This window comes from Arthrobacter sp. TRD_SC_6, from assembly GCF_055361185.1.
In genome coordinates this window covers 506,161-523,694 of sequence record NZ_CM143953.1, presented here as the reverse complement: position 1 = coordinate 523,694, position 17,534 = coordinate 506,161, and the positions used below count along the sequence as shown (strand labels likewise).

Annotated in this window: 14 protein-coding genes; 8 read left to right on the top strand and 6 right to left on the bottom strand. The window is 63.8% G+C overall.

Annotation, left to right across the window (positions count from 1 at the left end; translation table 11 throughout):
- Window positions 1-60: 60 nt before the first annotated feature.
- Window positions 61-1,074 (top strand): LacI family DNA-binding transcriptional regulator, encoded by a 1,014-nt coding sequence (locus ACWA1U_RS02540; RefSeq protein WP_463723777.1) that lies wholly within the window; start codon window positions 61-63, stop codon window positions 1,072-1,074.
- A gap of 20 nt (window positions 1,075-1,094) precedes the next feature.
- Here ACWA1U_RS02540 and ACWA1U_RS02535 read toward each other — a convergent pair whose 3' ends face one another.
- From ACWA1U_RS02535 to ACWA1U_RS02525, 3 genes are read right to left on the bottom strand one after another with little or no spacing between them, the layout of a single operon-like run.
- Entirely contained in the window at window positions 1,095-2,018 is a 924-nt protein-coding gene (locus tag ACWA1U_RS02535; RefSeq protein ID WP_463723776.1) for a carbohydrate ABC transporter permease, read from the bottom strand.
- Window positions 2,015-3,019 (bottom strand): ABC transporter permease, encoded by a 1,005-nt coding sequence (locus tag ACWA1U_RS02530; protein ID WP_463723775.1) that lies wholly within the window; start codon window positions 3,017-3,019, stop codon window positions 2,015-2,017. Before ACWA1U_RS02530 ends, ACWA1U_RS02535 begins: the two co-directional genes overlap by 4 nt.
- An 8-nt stretch (window positions 3,020-3,027) precedes the next feature.
- Complete coding sequence (locus ACWA1U_RS02525; protein WP_463723774.1) at window positions 3,028-4,710, bottom strand: extracellular solute-binding protein; 1,683 nt, start codon at window positions 4,708-4,710, stop codon at window positions 3,028-3,030.
- A gap of 235 nt (window positions 4,711-4,945) precedes the next feature.
- Here ACWA1U_RS02525 and ACWA1U_RS02520 point away from each other — a divergent pair, with 235 nt between their 5' ends.
- Window positions 4,946-7,735, top strand: a complete 2,790-nt coding sequence (locus ACWA1U_RS02520) for a glycoside hydrolase family 3 C-terminal domain-containing protein (protein ID WP_463723773.1) — start codon at window positions 4,946-4,948, stop codon at window positions 7,733-7,735.
- On the opposite strand, the gene ACWA1U_RS02515 is transcribed toward ACWA1U_RS02520, so the two are convergent.
- Window positions 7,732-8,010: a hypothetical protein gene (locus ACWA1U_RS02515; RefSeq protein WP_463723772.1), complete on the bottom strand. Its 279-nt coding sequence runs from the start codon at window positions 8,008-8,010 to the stop codon at window positions 7,732-7,734. The two genes, ACWA1U_RS02520 and ACWA1U_RS02515, sit on opposite strands and share 4 nt — an antisense overlap.
- Window positions 8,011-8,428: 418 nt before the next feature.
- Between ACWA1U_RS02515 and ACWA1U_RS02510 the strand changes: the two genes are divergently transcribed.
- The 5 genes from ACWA1U_RS02510 to allB all read left to right on the top strand — a co-directional run bounded on the left by ACWA1U_RS02510 (window position 8,429) and on the right by allB (window position 14,519).
- Window positions 8,429-9,217 carry a hydroxypyruvate isomerase family protein gene (locus tag ACWA1U_RS02510; protein WP_463723771.1) on the top strand — a complete coding sequence of 263 codons (789 nt, stop codon included), beginning with the start codon at window positions 8,429-8,431 and terminating at the stop codon, window positions 9,215-9,217.
- A gap of 104 nt (window positions 9,218-9,321) precedes the next feature.
- Complete coding sequence (locus tag ACWA1U_RS02505; RefSeq protein ID WP_463723770.1) at window positions 9,322-10,200, top strand: 2-hydroxy-3-oxopropionate reductase; 879 nt, start codon at window positions 9,322-9,324, stop codon at window positions 10,198-10,200.
- Window positions 10,201-10,231: 31 nt separating this feature from the next.
- Complete coding sequence (gene gcl, locus ACWA1U_RS02500; RefSeq protein WP_463723769.1) at window positions 10,232-12,010, top strand: glyoxylate carboligase; 1,779 nt, start codon at window positions 10,232-10,234, stop codon at window positions 12,008-12,010.
- A gap of 3 nt (window positions 12,011-12,013) precedes the next feature.
- On the top strand, window positions 12,014-13,156 hold the full coding sequence (locus tag ACWA1U_RS02495) for a glycerate kinase (protein ID WP_463723768.1): 1,143 nt from the start codon (window positions 12,014-12,016) through the stop codon (window positions 13,154-13,156).
- A gap of 7 nt (window positions 13,157-13,163) precedes the next feature.
- Window positions 13,164-14,519, top strand: a complete 1,356-nt coding sequence (gene allB, locus ACWA1U_RS02490; protein WP_463723767.1) for an allantoinase AllB — start codon at window positions 13,164-13,166, stop codon at window positions 14,517-14,519.
- 180 nt (window positions 14,520-14,699) lie between these two features.
- Here allB and bcp read toward each other — a convergent pair whose 3' ends face one another.
- Window positions 14,700-15,164, bottom strand: a complete 465-nt coding sequence (bcp, locus tag ACWA1U_RS02485; RefSeq protein ID WP_463723766.1) for a thioredoxin-dependent thiol peroxidase — start codon at window positions 15,162-15,164, stop codon at window positions 14,700-14,702.
- A gap of 157 nt (window positions 15,165-15,321) precedes the next feature.
- Between bcp and ACWA1U_RS02480 the strand changes: the two genes are divergently transcribed.
- Window positions 15,322-16,167: an HpcH/HpaI aldolase/citrate lyase family protein gene (locus ACWA1U_RS02480; protein ID WP_463723765.1), complete on the top strand. Its 846-nt coding sequence runs from the start codon at window positions 15,322-15,324 to the stop codon at window positions 16,165-16,167.
- 70 nt (window positions 16,168-16,237) lie between these two features.
- Here the strand turns inward: ACWA1U_RS02480 and ACWA1U_RS02475 are convergent, their stop codons facing one another.
- Window positions 16,238-17,320 carry a fatty acid desaturase family protein gene (locus ACWA1U_RS02475; RefSeq protein WP_463723764.1) on the bottom strand — a complete coding sequence of 361 codons (1,083 nt, stop codon included), beginning with the start codon at window positions 17,318-17,320 and terminating at the stop codon, window positions 16,238-16,240.
- Between the last annotated feature and the right edge of the window lie 214 nt (window positions 17,321-17,534).

Below are 17,534 nucleotides of genomic sequence, written 5' to 3'. Positions count from 1 at the left end.
CTTCTGCCGGCATCACCGTCACTTTGGCGCGAACGCGCGTCGAAGACTGTCGAAGCTAGGATGGGGACCGTGGCCACCATGAATGACGTCGCCCGGGCAGCCGGCGTATCGCTCAGCACCGTTTCCTACGTGCTGAGCGGAAAACGAACCATCTCCGAAGAGACCCGCCTGGCTGTCCAGGAAGCCATCCGGAAACTCAACTACAGCCCGCATTCGGGTGCGCGTGCGCTGGCCTCCAACCGCTCCAACGTGCTGGGCCTGATGGCCCCGTTGCGCGCGGATGTGAACGTCAGCGTCGTCATGCAGTTCGTGGCCGCTGTCGTCACCACCGCGCGCACCTACAACCAGGACGTGCTCCTGCTGACACAGGACGACGCCGGTGGACTGGAGCGTGTCACGTCCCAGTCCATGGTGGACGGGCTGGTCATGATGGACATCGAAGCGCGTGATCCCCGTATCCCGCTCCTTACCAAGCTGCGCAAGCCCGCGGTACTGATCGGGCTGCCGGATGATCCGCAGGGACTCAGCTGCGTCGACTTCGACTTCGCGGGGGCCTCCCGCACCGCCGTGCGGCACCTGGTGGACCTCAACCACCGCAGTATCGGTTTCATCGGTTCCCCCCAGGCCTCCCTTGAGCGCCATGCAACCTACGCCGACCGCGCCCGGAAGGGATTCACCGAGGCGTGCGACGCCGCCGGCGTGACTTCCGTACTGCGCGCCTGCGAGGCGTCCATGCCCGCCCTCGCCGAGGCGCTCAATGCAGTGCTCGACGGCGATGGCGCCACTCCGGTCACCGCGCTCGTGGTGCATAACGAGGGGCTGCTGCCCCTGCTGCACGAGGCGCTGGCCGCTTGCGGGCTGCGCATTCCCGAGGACATCTCCGTGGTGGTGATCGCCCCGGAGGACGTGGCACTCGGCGCAGTGCGGCCATGGACCGCCGTCTCCATTCCGGCGCATGACATCGGCCGCGCCGCCGTCGAAATGGTCATGGACAGGCTCAACTCGGACAAACCGGTGGAGGTCCGGCTGATCGTTCCCACCCTGGTGCCGCGGGAGACCACGGGCACCCGGTGAGACTGGGTGGGCGGGCCGGCTCATCCCTTCACCGCGCCGATCATGACACCCTTGGTAAAGTGCTTCTGCACGAACGGGTAGACGGCGAGGATCGGCACCATCGCGATCACAATGACTGCCATCTGCAGGGCAAGCGAAGGCGCCACGCCCTGGCCGACGTCGATCTGCCCCGGGACGGACACGCCCTGCAGCACATAGGAGCGCAGGACCACCTGCAACGGGTTCTTGGCGCTGTCATTGATGTAGAGCACGGCGTTGAAGAAGGCGTTCCAGTAGCCCACGCCGTAGAACAGTGCGATCACTGCGGTCACAGCCTTGGACATGGGCAGGACGATCTGGGCCAGAACGCGCCACTCACTGGCGCCGTCAATCCGCGCGCTGTCGAGGATGCCGCGGTCAATGCCCATGAAGAAACCACGCAGGATGATGATGTTGAAGACCGACACCGCGCTTGGCAGGATCAGCGCCCAGTAGGAATTGATCAGCCCCAGCCCGGAAACCAGAAGGTAGGACGGGATCATCCCAGCGCTGAAGAACATGGTGATCAGCAAGGTGAACAGTATCGGTGTATGGGCAAAGGAGCCTGGCCGGGAAAGGCCGTAGGCGCACAGGATTGACACCACCATGCTGATCAGGGTTCCGGTGAAGGTGACGCCGACACTCACGAGCACAGCGCGGGTCACCACGCCGCCGTTCAGGATCTGGCGGTACGCGTCGAGGGAGAATTCACCCGGGATAAGGACTAGGCCGCCCGCCTGGGTGATCGTGCCCTGCGACGAAATGCTCGTGAGCACAATGGTGTAGAGCGGTCCGAGGACTGCAAGGACCACAAGGCACAGCAGAACCGCTTTGCCTGCCTTGGTTACAACTCCCGGTTCTTCTTCCCACGCCGGCCTGGAAGGGCCCGTCCGGCGAACCCGGGCTGGTTTGATGATCGTTGTCATGACTTGGAATACACCCCGTTTTCACCGAAGAGATGTGCCACCTTGTTGGCGACGAGTATGAGCGCGAGCGAGATAACACCCTTGACGAGACCGGCGGCGGCAGCGTAACTCCAGTCACCGTTCTGGATGCCGGTGTAGTAGACGAACGTATCCAGCACCTCTGCTGCCTCAGCACCGACGGCGTCGCGCTGCAGGATCATTTGCTCGAACCCAACCGTCAGCGCGTCACCCAGGCGGAGGATGAGCAGCAGGACAATGACCGACCGTAGTCCGGGAAGTGTGACGTGCCACATGCGGCGCCAGCGGTTGGCGCCGTCGACTGCGGCGGCCTCGTACTGCTCCTGGTCAATGGCGGCAAGCGCAGCAAGGAACACAATGATGCCCCACCCGGCGTCCTTCCACACCGCCTGCGAGGTGATGAGGAAAAGGAAGGTGTCGGGATTGGTCATGATGTCCATGCCGCTCCACCCGTTCGCCTGCAGCATCTGGCTCAGCAGTCCTGCGCCGCCCAGCAGTTGCTGGAAGACCGAAACCACCAGTACCCACGAGAAGAAGTGCGGAAGGTACACAATCGCCTGGATCGTTGCCCGCATTGCCGGGCGGATCAGCGAGTTCAGCAACAGCGCCAATGCAATTGGGACGGGGAAGAAGAACACCAACTGGAAGCCCGTGATCACCAGCGTGTTCCGCACGGCATTCCAAAAATTGGGATCACCGAATACCCGCGTGAAGTTATCCAATCCAACCCAGGGGCTGGCCGGGATACCGACGAACGGCGAATAGCTCTGGAAGGCCACCACGTTGCCGAGTAGCGGTATATAGGCGAAGACAATCAGAAGTACGACGGCGGGAAGCGCCATGAGGACCAGTGAACGGTCGCGCCGGAAGCGCGCCCGCAAGCCCTGCTTGCGCCGGCCCGGCGGCGGGGCAGGCGGGCCAGCGACGTCGTCGTGCGCGTCTGCCGTCCGCTGCCCGCGGCGGATGAAATCGGTAGTGGTCATGACCGTGCTTAAGAGGTGAGGAAGCCGGCGTAGAACTCGCGAAGCTCCTCGCCGCCGTTCCGCTTCCAGGCCTCGATCTCAGTATCGAGGTCTGTCAGGCTCTTGCGGCCGCGGGCGATGTCCTTGGCCAAATCATCGAACGGTGCGCTCAGCGAGCCGTACTGCGGCGGCTCCTGGATCTGCATGCCGAAGAAGACATCCTCCTGTACGAACGGTGCCTGGCGGGCCTCCCACTCCGTCTTCGCCTCGACAAAGCCGGGGTACTGGACGTGCGAGTTGACGGTGGGCGGGCTTACGAGGAACTGGTAGGTGCTGGTCACTTCCTGGCGGCCGAGGTCGGTCATCTGCGGGATGTTCTGGTCGTCGCGCGAGAAGTGCTCGCCCTCTACCCCGCTGTTGATCAGGAGATTCTCTTCCGTTCCGAACGGTGCGGCCATGAAGTTGGCGAGTGCCAGCAGTTCTTCGATTTTTGCAGTGTCGTCGGTCTTCTTGATGAAACTGAAGATTCCAGCGGGCTGGCCGCTGTAGAGAACCGGATCACCGCCGTCGGGCGAGAAGAAGTCCATGGGCTGCACGTTGAAATCAGGGTTGGTGGGCAGGACACGTCCGAGCGACTCATGCCAACCGCCGACTCCGTCAACGGTCATGAGCGTGGCACCTGATTCGAAGCGGGGCTTGGCCTGCTGGGCGTTGCCCGCGACGGCGTCAGGGTGAACCGCGCCGGACTCGAAAAGCTTGACAATCCACTCGAGGGCGGCGCGGTACTCCTCGGTCTCGAACTTGTTCACCAGCGTGCCGTCAACAAGCTTCCATTTGGGAACGACCCCGTGCATAAGCTGCGCGCCGTTCCAAACGTCTTCAGAACCCCACCGGTTCTTCGCCGGGTCCGTGATTTCCTTAGCGACGGTGATGTACTCCTCCGCGGTCTTCGGGACTTCGAGGCCCATCTCGTCAAACAGATCCTTGCGGAAGAAGAACGCATCGTTGACAAGCGGGGTGGGCATCGGCAGTCCGTACAGGCCGCCCTCGAAGCAGCTGTACTTCCACGCCGCCGTCGGAATGTTCGCAAGATTTGGGTACTTCTCTACTTTGTCGCCGGCCAGGTAGGGGGAGAGGTCCGTGAACAGGCCCTTTGCTGCCTGGCCGAAACGGGGCGGGAGGTTCCAGGAGGGAATGACCACCCAGTCGGGAACATCACGCGGTGAGGCGAGCACGGTCTGGATCTTGTCGCCGTAGGTGTTGCCGTCATTGGCCTGGAAATTGATGGTGGCGCCCAGTTGCTCGTTCACCGCTGCGTAGTACGCGTTGTCCGGCAAGCCACGGGGGATGGCCCACCACGCCGGCGTCATCGCCGTGTAGGTACCGCCGCTGCCGGGCGCCTTTGAAACCGACTTGACCAGATTGGTTGGGATGGTGGTGAAGCCAGGGGTGGATCCATTGACGCCCGGGATGTCGGGTTGCACCACGTTCATCGGAATGTATTTGGGCACAAGCTTGGCGACAGCATCAGCCAGGCCGCCCGCCGTCGTCGCCTGCGGGGCTGACGCGCCGGAGCTGCACGCTGTCAGGAGGGCGGGCGAAGCGGCGAAGAAGGCGGCCCCGCCCAGCAGGCCGAGGAAGGACCTTCGGCCCAGGGGTTTGCGGATAAGGCTCTCTGCCCCCGAATTGGAGCCGTGTGGGTGAGTTGGCATGGTGCACTCCTTCGTGTCCAGGCGCGCCGGTCGGGGCGCTTTGCGTGATTGTCGTATCGGTGGCGCAGCAACCGGCAAATAAGTCGAAGCGCTTCGATTGATTCAACGGTAGGGCATCACGCGCCCGTAGACAAGAGGAAATTGTGTTGCTTATCACAGCGGTTACTGCCAGCATGGTGGGCGAAGAGCGTTGTGCAAGCGCTTAAACAATTCCCTCATCGATCGGAACTCTTTCGTGACCGAAACTCCTCTCGCCACCCGCGGCGCCGAGAGCATTCTCGCCGCGCTGTCGCCCGCCGAAAAGATCTCGCTGCTTCACCAGCATTCGCCCGCTATTCCCGACGCCGGCCTGGCATACTTCCACACCGGGGCGGAGGCGGCCCATGGTGTTGCCTGGCTCGGCGATGCAACGGTCTTTCCGCAGACCGTGGGGCTGGCGGCCACCTGGGACGAAGACCTTCTCCGCCGGGTGGGGCGAGCGGTCGGCACAGAGATGCGGGCCAAGAAAGCTACCGATCCCACCGTGAGCCTTAACGTCTGGGCGCCCGTGGTCAATCCGCTCCGGCACCCGCTTTGGGGCCGGAACGAGGAGGGCTTCTCGGAAGATTCGGGTCTCACCGCGCTGCTGGCAACCGCCTACTGTGAAGGCTTGAAGGGGGATCACGCCGAGCATTGGCTGACCGTCCCCACGCTGAAGCACTTCCTGGGCTACAACAACGAACGCGATCGGAACGTCACCTCAAGCCAGCTGCCGCCTCGTGTTCTGCACGAGTACGAACTTCCCGCCTACCGGTTACCCATCGAATCCGGCGCGGCTGGCGCAGTCATGCTCTCCTACAACCTTGTCAACGGGCGGCCCGCGCACGTGTCTGACCTCGTGGCGGAACACCTGCGGCAGTGGCGCAACGGCGATTCGCTGGCGATCGTGACGGATGCCGGCGCGCCGTCCTCCCTGTTTACCGCTGAGAAGTATTTCGACGACGGACCAAGCGCCTACGCCGCTGCCCTGCGTGCCGGCGTCGACAGCTTCACGGACGACGGCGACAATCCCGCGCCGTCCGTCGCCTACCTGACGGAGGCGCTGGATCGCGGACTCATCACTATGGTGGACGTCGATGCGGCCGTGCTTCGCCTGCTCCTGCTGCGTGAACGTGCAGGTGAGTTCGAGCCCAACGGTGGTGTATACGGATCGATCTCGACGGACGCGCTTCTTACCGCCCAGCATGGCGGGCTGGCCCGCGAAGCTGCCCGCAAGTCCGTGGTGGTTCTTCGTAATTCTTCGACCAGCGGCCGCCCGCTCCTTCCGTTGGGGGATGCACCAGGCACCGTTGCGGTGATCGGCTCGCTTGGATCGCAGGTTCTCAGCGACTGGTACAGCGGAACCCTCGTGAAGCCCGTCAGTATCGCCGACGGCATGGCCGAACGGTACGGCAGCGTTGTAGCAGAAGAAGGGCTGGATCTTGTCGCTCTTCGTAGCACCAGGACCAACCGGTACTTGAGTGTGCCGGATGGCTCCGCGGCGTTGACGGCGTGCGGGATGTCACCGGACTCTGCCGAGTCCCTGGTGCTCAAGGACTGGGGGAACGGCGAATATACGCTGCGCTCCTCAGCGAATGGTTGTTTCGTTTCCGGAGAGAGCGGGTATCTCCGCGCTTCCGCTGAGCGTGTCGGCGGCTGGGTGGTGCAGGAAACCTTCGCGCTGCACCGCTCGATCGACGGGACGGTTGCCCTGCGCCACGTCGCCTCAGGGAAATGGGTTCGGGTGGAGGAGGGGACTGGTAGCGCAGCCCTGACTACTGGTTCCGAGCGGGACGCTGCCCGGTTCGTACTGCGGACCATCCGGTCCGGCACCGAAGCGGCACGTGAGGCGGCGGCGTCGGCGGATGTTGCCGTCGTCGTCGTCGGCAATGATCCGCACCTCGGCGGGCGCGAGACGATCGACCGTTCCACCCTTGAACTCCCGCACAGTGAGCAGGAACTGATCCGGGTGGTCCGTGAAGCGAATCCGCGCACCGTGCTTGTTATCGTCTCGTCGTATCCCTACGCGCTCGGCGAGTTGGCGGAGACGCCGGCTATTGTGTGGTCCTCCCACGGAGGGCAGGAGCTCGGGCACGGCATGGTCGATGTGCTGAGCGGTGATCATGAACCCTCCGGTCGACTGCCGCAGACGTGGTGGGCGCGTGATGCGGACCTCGCAGACATCCTTGACTACGACATCATCGGGTCTCAGTCCACCTACCACTACAGTCCAGCAGAGCCGCTCTACCCGCTCGGCCACGGACTGGGCTATGCCGCCGTTGAGTACAGTTCGGTGAAGTTGGAGCAGGGCGTCCTCCATGTCTCCCTGAGAAACACCGGTGAGCGGAAAGTGCACGAACTGGTGCAGGTCTATGCGTCCGCTGACCTTCCCGGTTACCCGCGGCGGAGACTCATCGCCCATGCGCGAGTAACGCTGCCGCCTGGGGAGAATGCGGTCATCCCGATCCCGGTGGACGAAGAGAAACTTGCAACCTTCAGCCCCTCAGCGGACCGGATGCAATTACTACCGGGCTCCTACGTCCTGCTGATTGGCCGGTCAGCAGAAGATCTGCCGCTCGCAGCGACGCTCGCGGTCCGCGCCGAGGGGAGTCCTGCCCGTCAGCGCGGCGAGTGGATCCGAGCCGAACTCTTCGACGAATCCACCAACGCGCTTCTTGTACCCGAGACGCCGCTTAGCCGGACCGCGGTGACCGTCAAGGATCCAGCGTTGCTGCATGCTGGTTTGACCTACCGTGGCTGGGACGGCTCCGTGCCGCCATTCATGAAGGCGCGGGTGGTTCCGGGTAAGGGAGGAGTGCTGAGAATCCTGGTGCCTGCGCCAGGGGATACCTGGCGCGAATGTGGTGCTGCGCCGATCGCATCCGGGTACGAAGGGGTGGTGGACATCCCGTTGGCTGCCGGCGCTTCAGGGACGATGCCTTCAGTGGTTCGAATGGTGCTGGAAGGGCGCGTAGTTGTGAGCGAGCTCTTTGTCCCTTTGGCCTAGTTCTCATCAGGCGCGGCAGGTCCGTCCTGGCGGCGCTCCTCCGCACGACGGCGGAAGTACCTCCGCGCTGGCCCGAGCCAGGACAGGATGAGGAAGAGTGTGAAGAAGTGGTTCGCGAACCCGCCAATGAGCTGCAGTGGGACAACCTGAATCAGCGCCGTGATGACCAGCACACCCAGCAGTAGGCCTTTGATGAGCTTCAGCGCCTGCGAACTCAGGGGGCGTGGCCATTCGACCGTGGCTGTTACGTCGTCGTGTTTATCCGCGCGTTGCATGATTCCCTTTCCGATTTAAGGCTATCGCGTCCGGGCAGGGTAGGTGATGCGTCTTCGCCGAATCGTTGCGTCGGCGACCTACAGTCACGCTAATGCTGCCCGTCTCCACGGGCTCCACCTGTCTGTCAGAAAAGGCTCTGATGGAGGAGGGGGGACCTTCAGTCGCATTGAGTGGAAGCACATACTCAACGAGGCATGCCGAAGGAGCGGATCCTGGTCGCTATTCGTCGCAGAGGCCCGCCAGGTGGCCTGACCCGCCCGCCGCACACCTTCACCGCGAACAAAACACTGCGGGCAGTTTCTGTTTCCGGCAGTGGTTGACGCGCGTCCGCCAGACGCCCTACTATTTCATTAGACAGAAACTTACTTCCACAATCCGGAAACGGAATGGGGGAGCCAGCGACTAAGGATTACAACGATGACGTACACCGTGAACTGCTCCATCCTCCTCACCGAACTGCCGCTGCTCGAGCGCCCGGCCGCCGCGAAGAAGGCCGGATTCGACGCCGTCGAGTTCTGGTGGCCGTTCAGTACCTCCACACCGACCGACGCCGAGGTGGCCGAGTTCGAGAACGCCATCACCAGCGCCGGGGTCCAGCTCACCGGTCTCAACTTCAACGCCGGCGACATGCCCGGCGGTGACCGCGGCCTCGTCTCCTGGCCCGAACGGCAGGCAGACTTCCGCGCGAACGTTCCTGTCGTCGTCGGAATCGGCCAGCGGCTCGGCTGCAAGGCATTCAACGCCCTCTATGGCAACAGGATCGAGGGCGTGAGCGCCGAGGAACAGGACGCCGTCGCCGTCGAAAACCTCGCCTTCGCTGCTGATGCGGTCGCGGAAATCGGCGGAATCGTCCTCCTTGAACCTGTCAGCGGCGCTGAACGCTACCCGTTGAAGACAGCCCAGGACGCACTGGATGTCATCCAGAAGACCGGCAAGGGCAACATCAAGCTTCTCGCCGACTTCTACCACCTAGCGGTCAACGGGGACGACGTCGCGCAGGTCATCGAACACCACGGACCGGACTTCGGGCACATCCAGATCGCCGATGCACCCGGCCGCGGCGCCCCCGGCAGCGCGGAGCTACCGCTCGGCGAATGGATTGCCCGCAGCCGCGAACTCGGTTACGAGGGCCACATCGGCCTTGAGTACAAGGAACCGGCGGACACGGCCTTCAACTGGGCGATCCGCGAACGCGCCTCCCGCTGACACCCCACCCCCCATCGACTCAGCAGAAATAACTGGAACATCTGCACGTAGCTAGCTATTTCTGCTGATTCGATTCCCGCACAGACACACAAAGGACACGCACAATGACACACATCGCAGTTATCGGCCTCGGCATCATGGGCCTGCCCATGGCAAAGAACCTCGTGAAAGCCGGCCACAAGGTCACCGGCTTCAACCTCAGCCAGGACGCCATCGACAAGCTCGTTGCCGAAGGCGGCCACGGCGCAACCAGCATCGCCGACGCCGTCAAGGAAGCCGACGTCGTCATCACCATGGTGCCGGACTCCCCGGACGTCAAGGGTGCAGTCAGCGGCGACGACGGCGTCTTCGCCAATGCGAAGAAGGGCACCCTCTGGATCGACGCCAGCAGCATCCGCCCCGACGTCGCTGCAGAACTTTCGAAGCAGGCCCGCGAGGCTGGCATCCGTCCCCTGGACGCACCCGTTTCGGGCGGCGAGCAGGGCGCCATTGACGCCGTCCTTTCGATCATGGTCGGCGGCGAGAAGGAAGACTTCGCAGCTGCCGAGGACATCCTCAACGTAGTCGGCAAGACTGTGGTCCACGTAGGTCCATCCGGCTCCGGCCAGACCGTGAAGGCCGCCAACCAGTTGATCGTCGCCGTCAACATCGGCGTCCTAGCTGAAGCAATCGCCTTCCTCGAGGCGTACGGCGTTGACACCGACGCCGCGCTCAAGGTCCTTGGTGGCGGCCTCGCCGGTTCCAAGGTGCTCGACCAGAAGGGCCAGAAGATGCTCGACCGCAACTTCGACCCCGGCTTCCGCCTCGCCCTCCACCACAAGGACATGGGCATCGTCACCTCAGCCGCCCGCGAAGCCGGCGTCGCCACCCCACTGGGTGCCGTCGTCGCGCAGTTGGTTGCCTCACTCGTCAACAATGGCGACGGCGGCTTGGACCACTCCGGCCTCTTCAAGCTGATCAACCAGCTCTCCGGCAAGCAATAACCCCAAAACTTCCCTCAAGTAGGAGCACACCATGCCCAAAATGCGCGCTGTTGACGCAGCCGTTGCGATCCTGGAGAAGGAGGGCGCCACTACGGCGTTCGGCCTGCCGGGCGCAGCGATCAATCCCTTCTATTCCGCGATGCGAGCTCACGGCGGCATCCACCACATCCTTGCCCGCCACGTTGAGGGCGCTTCGCACATGGCAGAGGGTTTCACCCGCGCCAAGGCAGGCAACATCGGCATCTGCATCGGTACCTCCGGCCCGGCCGGAACCGACATGATCACCGGCCTGTACTCGGCCTGGGCGGATTCCATCCCCATCCTCTGCATCACCGGCCAGGCTCCCGTAGCCAAGCTGCACAAGGAAGACTTCCAGGCGGTGGACATCGCCTCGATCGCCAAGCCGGTCACCAAGATGGCCGTGACCGTGATGGAAGCCGGGCAGGTTCCGGGAACCTTCCAGAAGGCGTTCTACGAGATGCGCACGGGCCGTCCCGGGCCGGTCCTGATCGACCTGCCTATCGACGTGCAGCAGACCGAGATCGAATTCGATCCCGACACCTATGAACCACTCCAGGTCCATAAGCCCGCAGCAACGCGCAGGCAGCTGGAGAAGGCACTGGACATGCTGACAGCGGCCGAGCGCCCGTTGATCGTGGCCGGCGGCGGCATCATCAACGCCAACGCCTCCGCTCAACTCGTGGAACTGGCCGAACTGCTCAACATCCCCGTCATCCCCACACTCATGGGCTGGGGCACCATCCCCGATGACCACGAGCTGATGGCCGGCATGGTTGGCCTGCAGACCTCGCACCGCTACGGCAACGCGACCATGCTCGAATCGGACTTCGTGATCGGTATCGGCAACCGTTGGGCGAACCGCCACACCGGTGCCCTCGATGTCTACACGAAGGGCCGCAAGTTCGTTCACATCGACATTGAGCCCACCCAGATTGGCCGTGTATTCTCGCCGGACCTCGGGATAGTGTCCGACGCCGGTGCCGCCTTGAGCGGGCTGGTTGAGGTTGCCCGTGACCGCAAGGAGAAGCAGGGCCTGCCTGACTGGAACGCCTGGGTGAAGGACTGTGCGCAGCGGAAGTCCATGCTGCAGCGCAAGACCAACTTCACCAACGTCCCCGTCAAACCACAGCGCGTGTACCAGGAGATGAACCGCGCGTTCGGCCGGGACACCCGTTACGTTTCGACGATCGGCCTCTCCCAGATTGCCGGCGCACAGTTCCTGCACGTGTACGAGGCCCGCAACTGGATCAACTGCGGCCAGGCCGGCCCGTTGGGTTGGACCGGACCAGCAGCGCTCGGCGTGGTCGAGGCCAGCCCGGGGGAGACCGTCGTCGCACTCTCGGGTGACTATGACTTCCAGTTCATGATCGAGGAGCTCGCCGTCGGCGCTCAGTTCCAGCTGCCGTACATCCACGTGGTTGTGAACAACTCCTACCTGGGCCTGATCCGCCAGGCGCAGCGCGGGTTCGAGATGGATTACCACGTGTCCCTCGCCTTCGATAACGTGAACGCACCGGAGCTGGAAGGCTACGGCGTGGACCACGTGAAGGTTGCCGAAGGCCTGGGCTGCAAGGCGATCCGCGTCCGTGAGGCTGACGATCTGCAGGCCGCGTTCGAGAAAGCCCGCGCGCTCATGCAGGAATACCGCGTGCCGGTGATCGTGGAGGTCATCCTCGAAAAGGTCACCAACATCTCGATGGGCGCCGCTGGAATCGACGCGATCAACGAGTTCGAGGACCTCGCCGAATCCGCCGACGACGCCCCCACCGCCATCTCGCTGCTGGTCTAGTACATGCGAATTGTTATCGCACCGGACAAGTTCAAGGGCTCGCTGTCCGCACCCGAGGTCGCCGCAGCGCTGGCCAGGGGTTTGCATAGCGCGGACCCAGGTCTCGACGTCGTCCAGGTTCCGGTAGCCGACGGCGGTGAAGGCACGCTTGATGCTGCCTTCGCCGCCGGGTTCGAACGCCATGTCACCACGGTTTCCGGGCCCACCGGCGAACCAGTCGAGGCACCCATCGCGATCCGCGGTTCGACGGCGGTCATTGAGATGGCGGTCGCTTCCGGTCTCGCGGTGCTGCCCGGCGGCGTGCGTCAGGCGCGGGAGGCCTCGAGCCGGGGAACAGGCGAGCTGATCGGCTTCGCCCTCGACCGTGGCTGCACGAGCATCGTCCTCGGCGTTGGCGGCAGTGCTAACACCGACGGCGGTGCGGGCATGATCGTCGGGCTTGGCGCTGCGCTGCTTGACGACGCCGGCACACCTCTGCCGGGCGGTGGCGCGGCCCTGGCTAACCTCGCCTGGATCGACCTTTCCGGGCTCGATCCGCGGCTGGCGACGGCCACGGTCACCCTGGCATCCGACGTCGACAACCCGCTCCTCGGCGCGAACGGCGCCGCTGCAGTCTTCGGCCCCCAAAAGGGAGCAACGCCCGACGACGTCGCGCACCTCGACAGCGCCCTCGCACGCTTCGTCGAGGTGCTTGAGAAGGAACTGGGTCCGCGGGCGCGGGCTGTGGCCGAAGCTCCCGGCGCGGGCGCTGCCGGTGGTGTTGGTTACGCCGCCCTCGCGGTACTGGACGCGCAGCGGAGGCCGGGCATCGACGTCGTACTCGAGCTCACCGGCCTGGCGGACAAGCTGAAGGGCGCAGACCTGGTGATCACCGGTGAAGGCAGCCTCGATGAGCAGAGCCTGGGCGGGAAGACTCCGCTCGGAGTTGCGTATGCGGCTGGCAGCCTCCCCGTGATTGCGGTGTGCGGACGGACTACGCTGACCCTTGAACAGGCAAACGGTGCGGGATTTGCCGGCGTGCACGCGCTGACGGACCGTGAGCCGGATGTGAGCAAGTGCATCGCGAATGCCGCCGAGTTGTTGACCAGCGTTGGGCGGGACATTGCCCTGCAGTTGGGCGTTGGAGTGGGAACGGACAGGGGATGACTGAGCTGTGACGGACTATTCAGCGGAAAATACGTATGACCTCGTGATCCGGGGTGAGAGAGTAATGACGACGGCGGGCATCGCACCACGTGAGGTGGGCGTCCGCGACGGTGTGATCGTTGCGCTCGAGCCGTTGGGTAACGGGCTCGACGGCGCTCGCATCGTCGAACTCGGACCTGACGAGACGCTGATCCCGGGGCTGGTTGACTCGCACGTGCACGTCAACGAGCCTGGCCGCACCGAGTGGGAGGGCTTCGCGTCCGCCACGAAGGCTGCGGCTGCCGGGGGAGTGACCACCATCATCGACATGCCGCTGAACAGTATCCCGCCCACGGTCACAGTTGACGCGCTGGATCAGAAGCGGGCGGCGGCGGAGACCCAGGCGTTTGTCGACGTCGGGTTCTGGGGTGGCGCGATCCCGGGCAACAAGGCCGACCTACGTCCGCTGCACGACGAAGGCGTGTTCGGGTTCAAGTGCTTCCTGCTGCACTCGGGCGTGGACGAGTTTCCGCACCTTGAGGCTGACGAGATGGAAGCCGACATGGCCGAACTCGCGACGTTCGACTCGCTCATGATCGTCCACGCGGAGGATTCCCGGGCCATCGACCGGGCACCATCTGCTGAGGGCGACCAGTACTCGAAGTTTCTCGCCTCCCGCCCCCGCGGTGCGGAGAACGTGGCCATCGCTGAGGTCATCGAACGGGCCCGCTGGACGGGCGCGCGGGCGCACATTCTGCACCTGTCGTCGTCGGACGCGTTGCCCATGATCGCAACCGCCAAGCGCGACGGCGTTTCGCTGACCGTCGAGACGTGCCCGCACTACCTCACGCTGCTGTCGGAGGAGATCCCAAACGGTGCGACGGCGTTCAAGTGCTGCCCGCCGATCCGCGAGGCCTCGAACCGGGAGCTGCTGTGGGAAGGGCTGATCGACGGGACGATCGACTGCATCGTGTCGGACCATTCGCCGTCCACCCTGGATCTGAAGGACCTGGAGAACGGGGACTTCGGCGTCGCGTGGGGAGGTGTTTCGTCGCTGCAGCTGGGCCTGGCACTGATCTGGTCTGAGGCGCGGCAGCGCGGGATTTCTCTGGAGCAGGTTGTGGAGTGGATGTCGGCCCGCCCGGCGAAGCTCGCCCGGCTGCAGCGGAAGGGTGCGCTTGCGCTTGGGTACGATGCCGATTTCTCAGTCTTCGCTGCTGACGAGACGTTCGTGGTGGACGTTGCGAAACTCCACCACAAGAACCCCATCTCGCCGTACGCGGGCAAGGCGCTTTCCGGCGTCGTGCGTTCGACATTCCTGCGCGGAGAGGCACTGGACCTCGAGAAGCCGACCGGACGCCTGCTCAAGCGCGGCGCCGCGTAACAAGCCGCGTAACAATACGCATTGAGTCAGCAGAAATGACTGGAAAATTGTGGGAATCCAGTCATTTTTGCTGACTCGATGCCAGCAAAGACTCCGGAAGGGTGCTAGCACGTCCGTCCGGGAACATGGAAGGCCCTCCCTCTTGAGCCAGGGAGGGCCTTTCGCATGTGCTGCCTATGGTTACGCGACGCCGAGCTGTTCGCGGAGCCGCGTCACATGGCCCTTGGCATCGACGCCATACTCGGCCTGCTGCACAGTACCGTCCGGGGAAACCACAACGGTGGACCGGATGATCCCGATGACGGTAGAACCGTTGACCTGCTTCTCACCGAACGCACCCCACTCCTTCGCGACAGCATTGTCCGCATCGGAGAGCAGCGGGAAGGAGAGCTCGTGATTGTCGGCGAAGGCGGTGAGCTCTTCGGGCGAATCGGCTGAGATTCCCACGACGTTGAACCCGGCGGCCTGGAGCGACGCAAGATTATCCCGAAAATCACATGCCTCGGTGGTGCACCCGGGCGTCTCCGCCTTTGGATAGAAGTACACGACGACGCCGTCACCCTCAAAGTCAGCCAGGCTGACGGACTTCCCGGCAGCATCGGGGAGCGTGAAGAGGGGAGCGGTCTGTCCAACGGAGAGAGTCATGTGGGCGCTTTCATTAGATGGAAGATAATTATCGATCTACGAAAAGCTTACGACTGTGGCAGCCTGACGGCTACTTCACTGTTTTGGTCGTAGTGTTCTCTGATTCGCAAGGCCGCCCGGTGGATTACGACGACGGCCGTTGCGTAAGGTTCTAGGTATGGCTCCACTTCGAAATAGTCGCGCTGCTGCGCTTCCCGCCAAATTGTCCCGTTCCTGGTTGCTCGCTTCGGCGGCATCGGAGGCAAATTTCGCGCCGGCGCTTGCCTCGGAGGCTGACTCCGTGGTGTTTGACATGGAGGACGCCGTTCCCGCGGAGCACAAGCCTGAGGCTCGTGAACGCGTGGTCGAAGCGCTTTCGAACGGTATGACGGCGTGGGTCCGGGTCAATGGAATTGAAACCGACTACTGGGCTGATGACCTCGCCGCGCTGTCCAAGGCTCCTGGCCTTCGCGGCGTCATGCTCGCCATGACCGAGAAACCCGAGCAGGTCACCCACACGGCAATGCGCCTGCAGGCAGGAACTCCGGTGCTAGCGCTGGTGGAGTCGGCGCTCGGCATCGAGAACGCGACGGCGATAGCCAGCGCCCCGGGCACGTTCCGCCTGGCGTTCGGCGTCGGCGATTTCCGCCGTGACACGGGGGCATCCGATGACCCGATGGCGCTCGCCTATGCCCGGGCGAAGCTGGTGGTGGCCTCACGCGTGGGCCAGCTCCCCGGCCCGATCGACGGGCCAACCGTCGGCGCACTCGGCGATGATCTGCTGGAGGCCTGCAAGGTGACCGCGTCCATGGGCATGACGGGCAAGCTGTGCCTGATGCCCGATGCCGCTGACACCATCAATATGGGCCTTTCGCCGAGTGAGTCGGAGATCCTCTGGGCACACGAACTCCTTGAGGCGCATGCGTCCGGTTCTGTGGTGGGCGACGGCTCCTACCTTCCCCGGTTGGCCCGTGCGCAGAAGATTTCCTCGCTCGCCGACTCCTACGGGCTCTGGAACGCCTGACCCAAAGTTAGCTGGACTGAACGGCGGCCCCCACCGAGAAGGTGAGGGCCGCCGTCGTACCAAGGGTGAACTACCGCCGCCTGTACCGGTTGACCATGGGGCAGTCGAAGGGGTCGCGGGCTGCGAGGCCTACGCGGTTCAGGTAGGAAACCACTGCACCGTACGACGCCGCGACACCAACCTCGGTGTAGGGGACCTTCAGGCGCTCGCAGTGTTCGCGCACGATCACTGCAGCGCGGCGCAGGTGTGGGCGCGGCATGTCCGGGAAGAGGTGGTGCTCAATCTGGAAGTTCAGCCCGCCGTAAGCATTGTTGATGAAGTTACCTCCGCGGATGTTGCGTGAGGTGAGGACCTGCTTCTGGAAGAAATCCAGCTTGCTGTCCTTCGGGATGACGGGCATGCCCTTATGGTTTGGAGCGAAGGACGCGCCCATGTAAATGCCGAAGACTGCCATCTGCACACCGATGAAGGCGAATGCCATTCCGACGGGCAGGAAGTAGAACAGTACACCGAGGTACAGGCCGAAGCGCACTGCGAGGAGGGCAAGCTCAACATAGCGGCCCTTCATAGCACCGGGGCGGAAAAGCGTGGCAATGGAGCGCGCGTGAAGGTTCAGGCCCTCGAAGGTGAGCAACGGGAAGAAGAGGTAGCCCTGGCGGCGGGTGATCCACGCCTGGAGGCCCTTGGCCTTCGCGGCGTCTTCCTCGAGGAAGGAGATGGTGTCCACCTCGATGTCGGGGTCTTTGCCCACCACGTTCGGGTCATTGTGGTGCCGTGAGTGCTTGTTCATCCACCACTGGTAACTGATTCCGACGACGCCGGCAGCCAGGATGCGGCCGGACCAGTCATTGGCGCCGCGGGAGGCGAAGATCTGGCGGTGGGAAGCTTCGTGGGCCAGGAACGCGATCTGCGTGAAAACGATGCCGAGCACCGCCGCGATGAGCAACTGGAACCAGGTGTCACCGAGGAGTGCGAAGCCGGTCCAGGCGGCGCCCATGGCCAGGGCCAGGAGGGCCATGACGGAAATGTAGAACCGGCGACGGCGGGTCAGCAGGCCTTCCTTGCGGACTTCCTTGAGAAGCGTCGCGTAGGAGGCAACGACGTCGTTCGGTTTGGCGACGCGAACTACCCGGGCGGGTGCGGTGATAGTCATGAAATTCCCTGAGGTCGAGATCCGACTTCCCAGCCGCGGAGGGTCCCCATAGTCCCGTCGATTCCCCAATCTTACAGAAATCACCTGTGCGCGGGCTGAAAATATGCAGCCTACTGACTATTTCAGGTTCAAGCACTCCGTGGACAGAGAAACGGCCCCTACATGAAGAGCTGCCGGTTCGAACCGGCAGGCCTGCACGTAAGGGCCGTTTTTA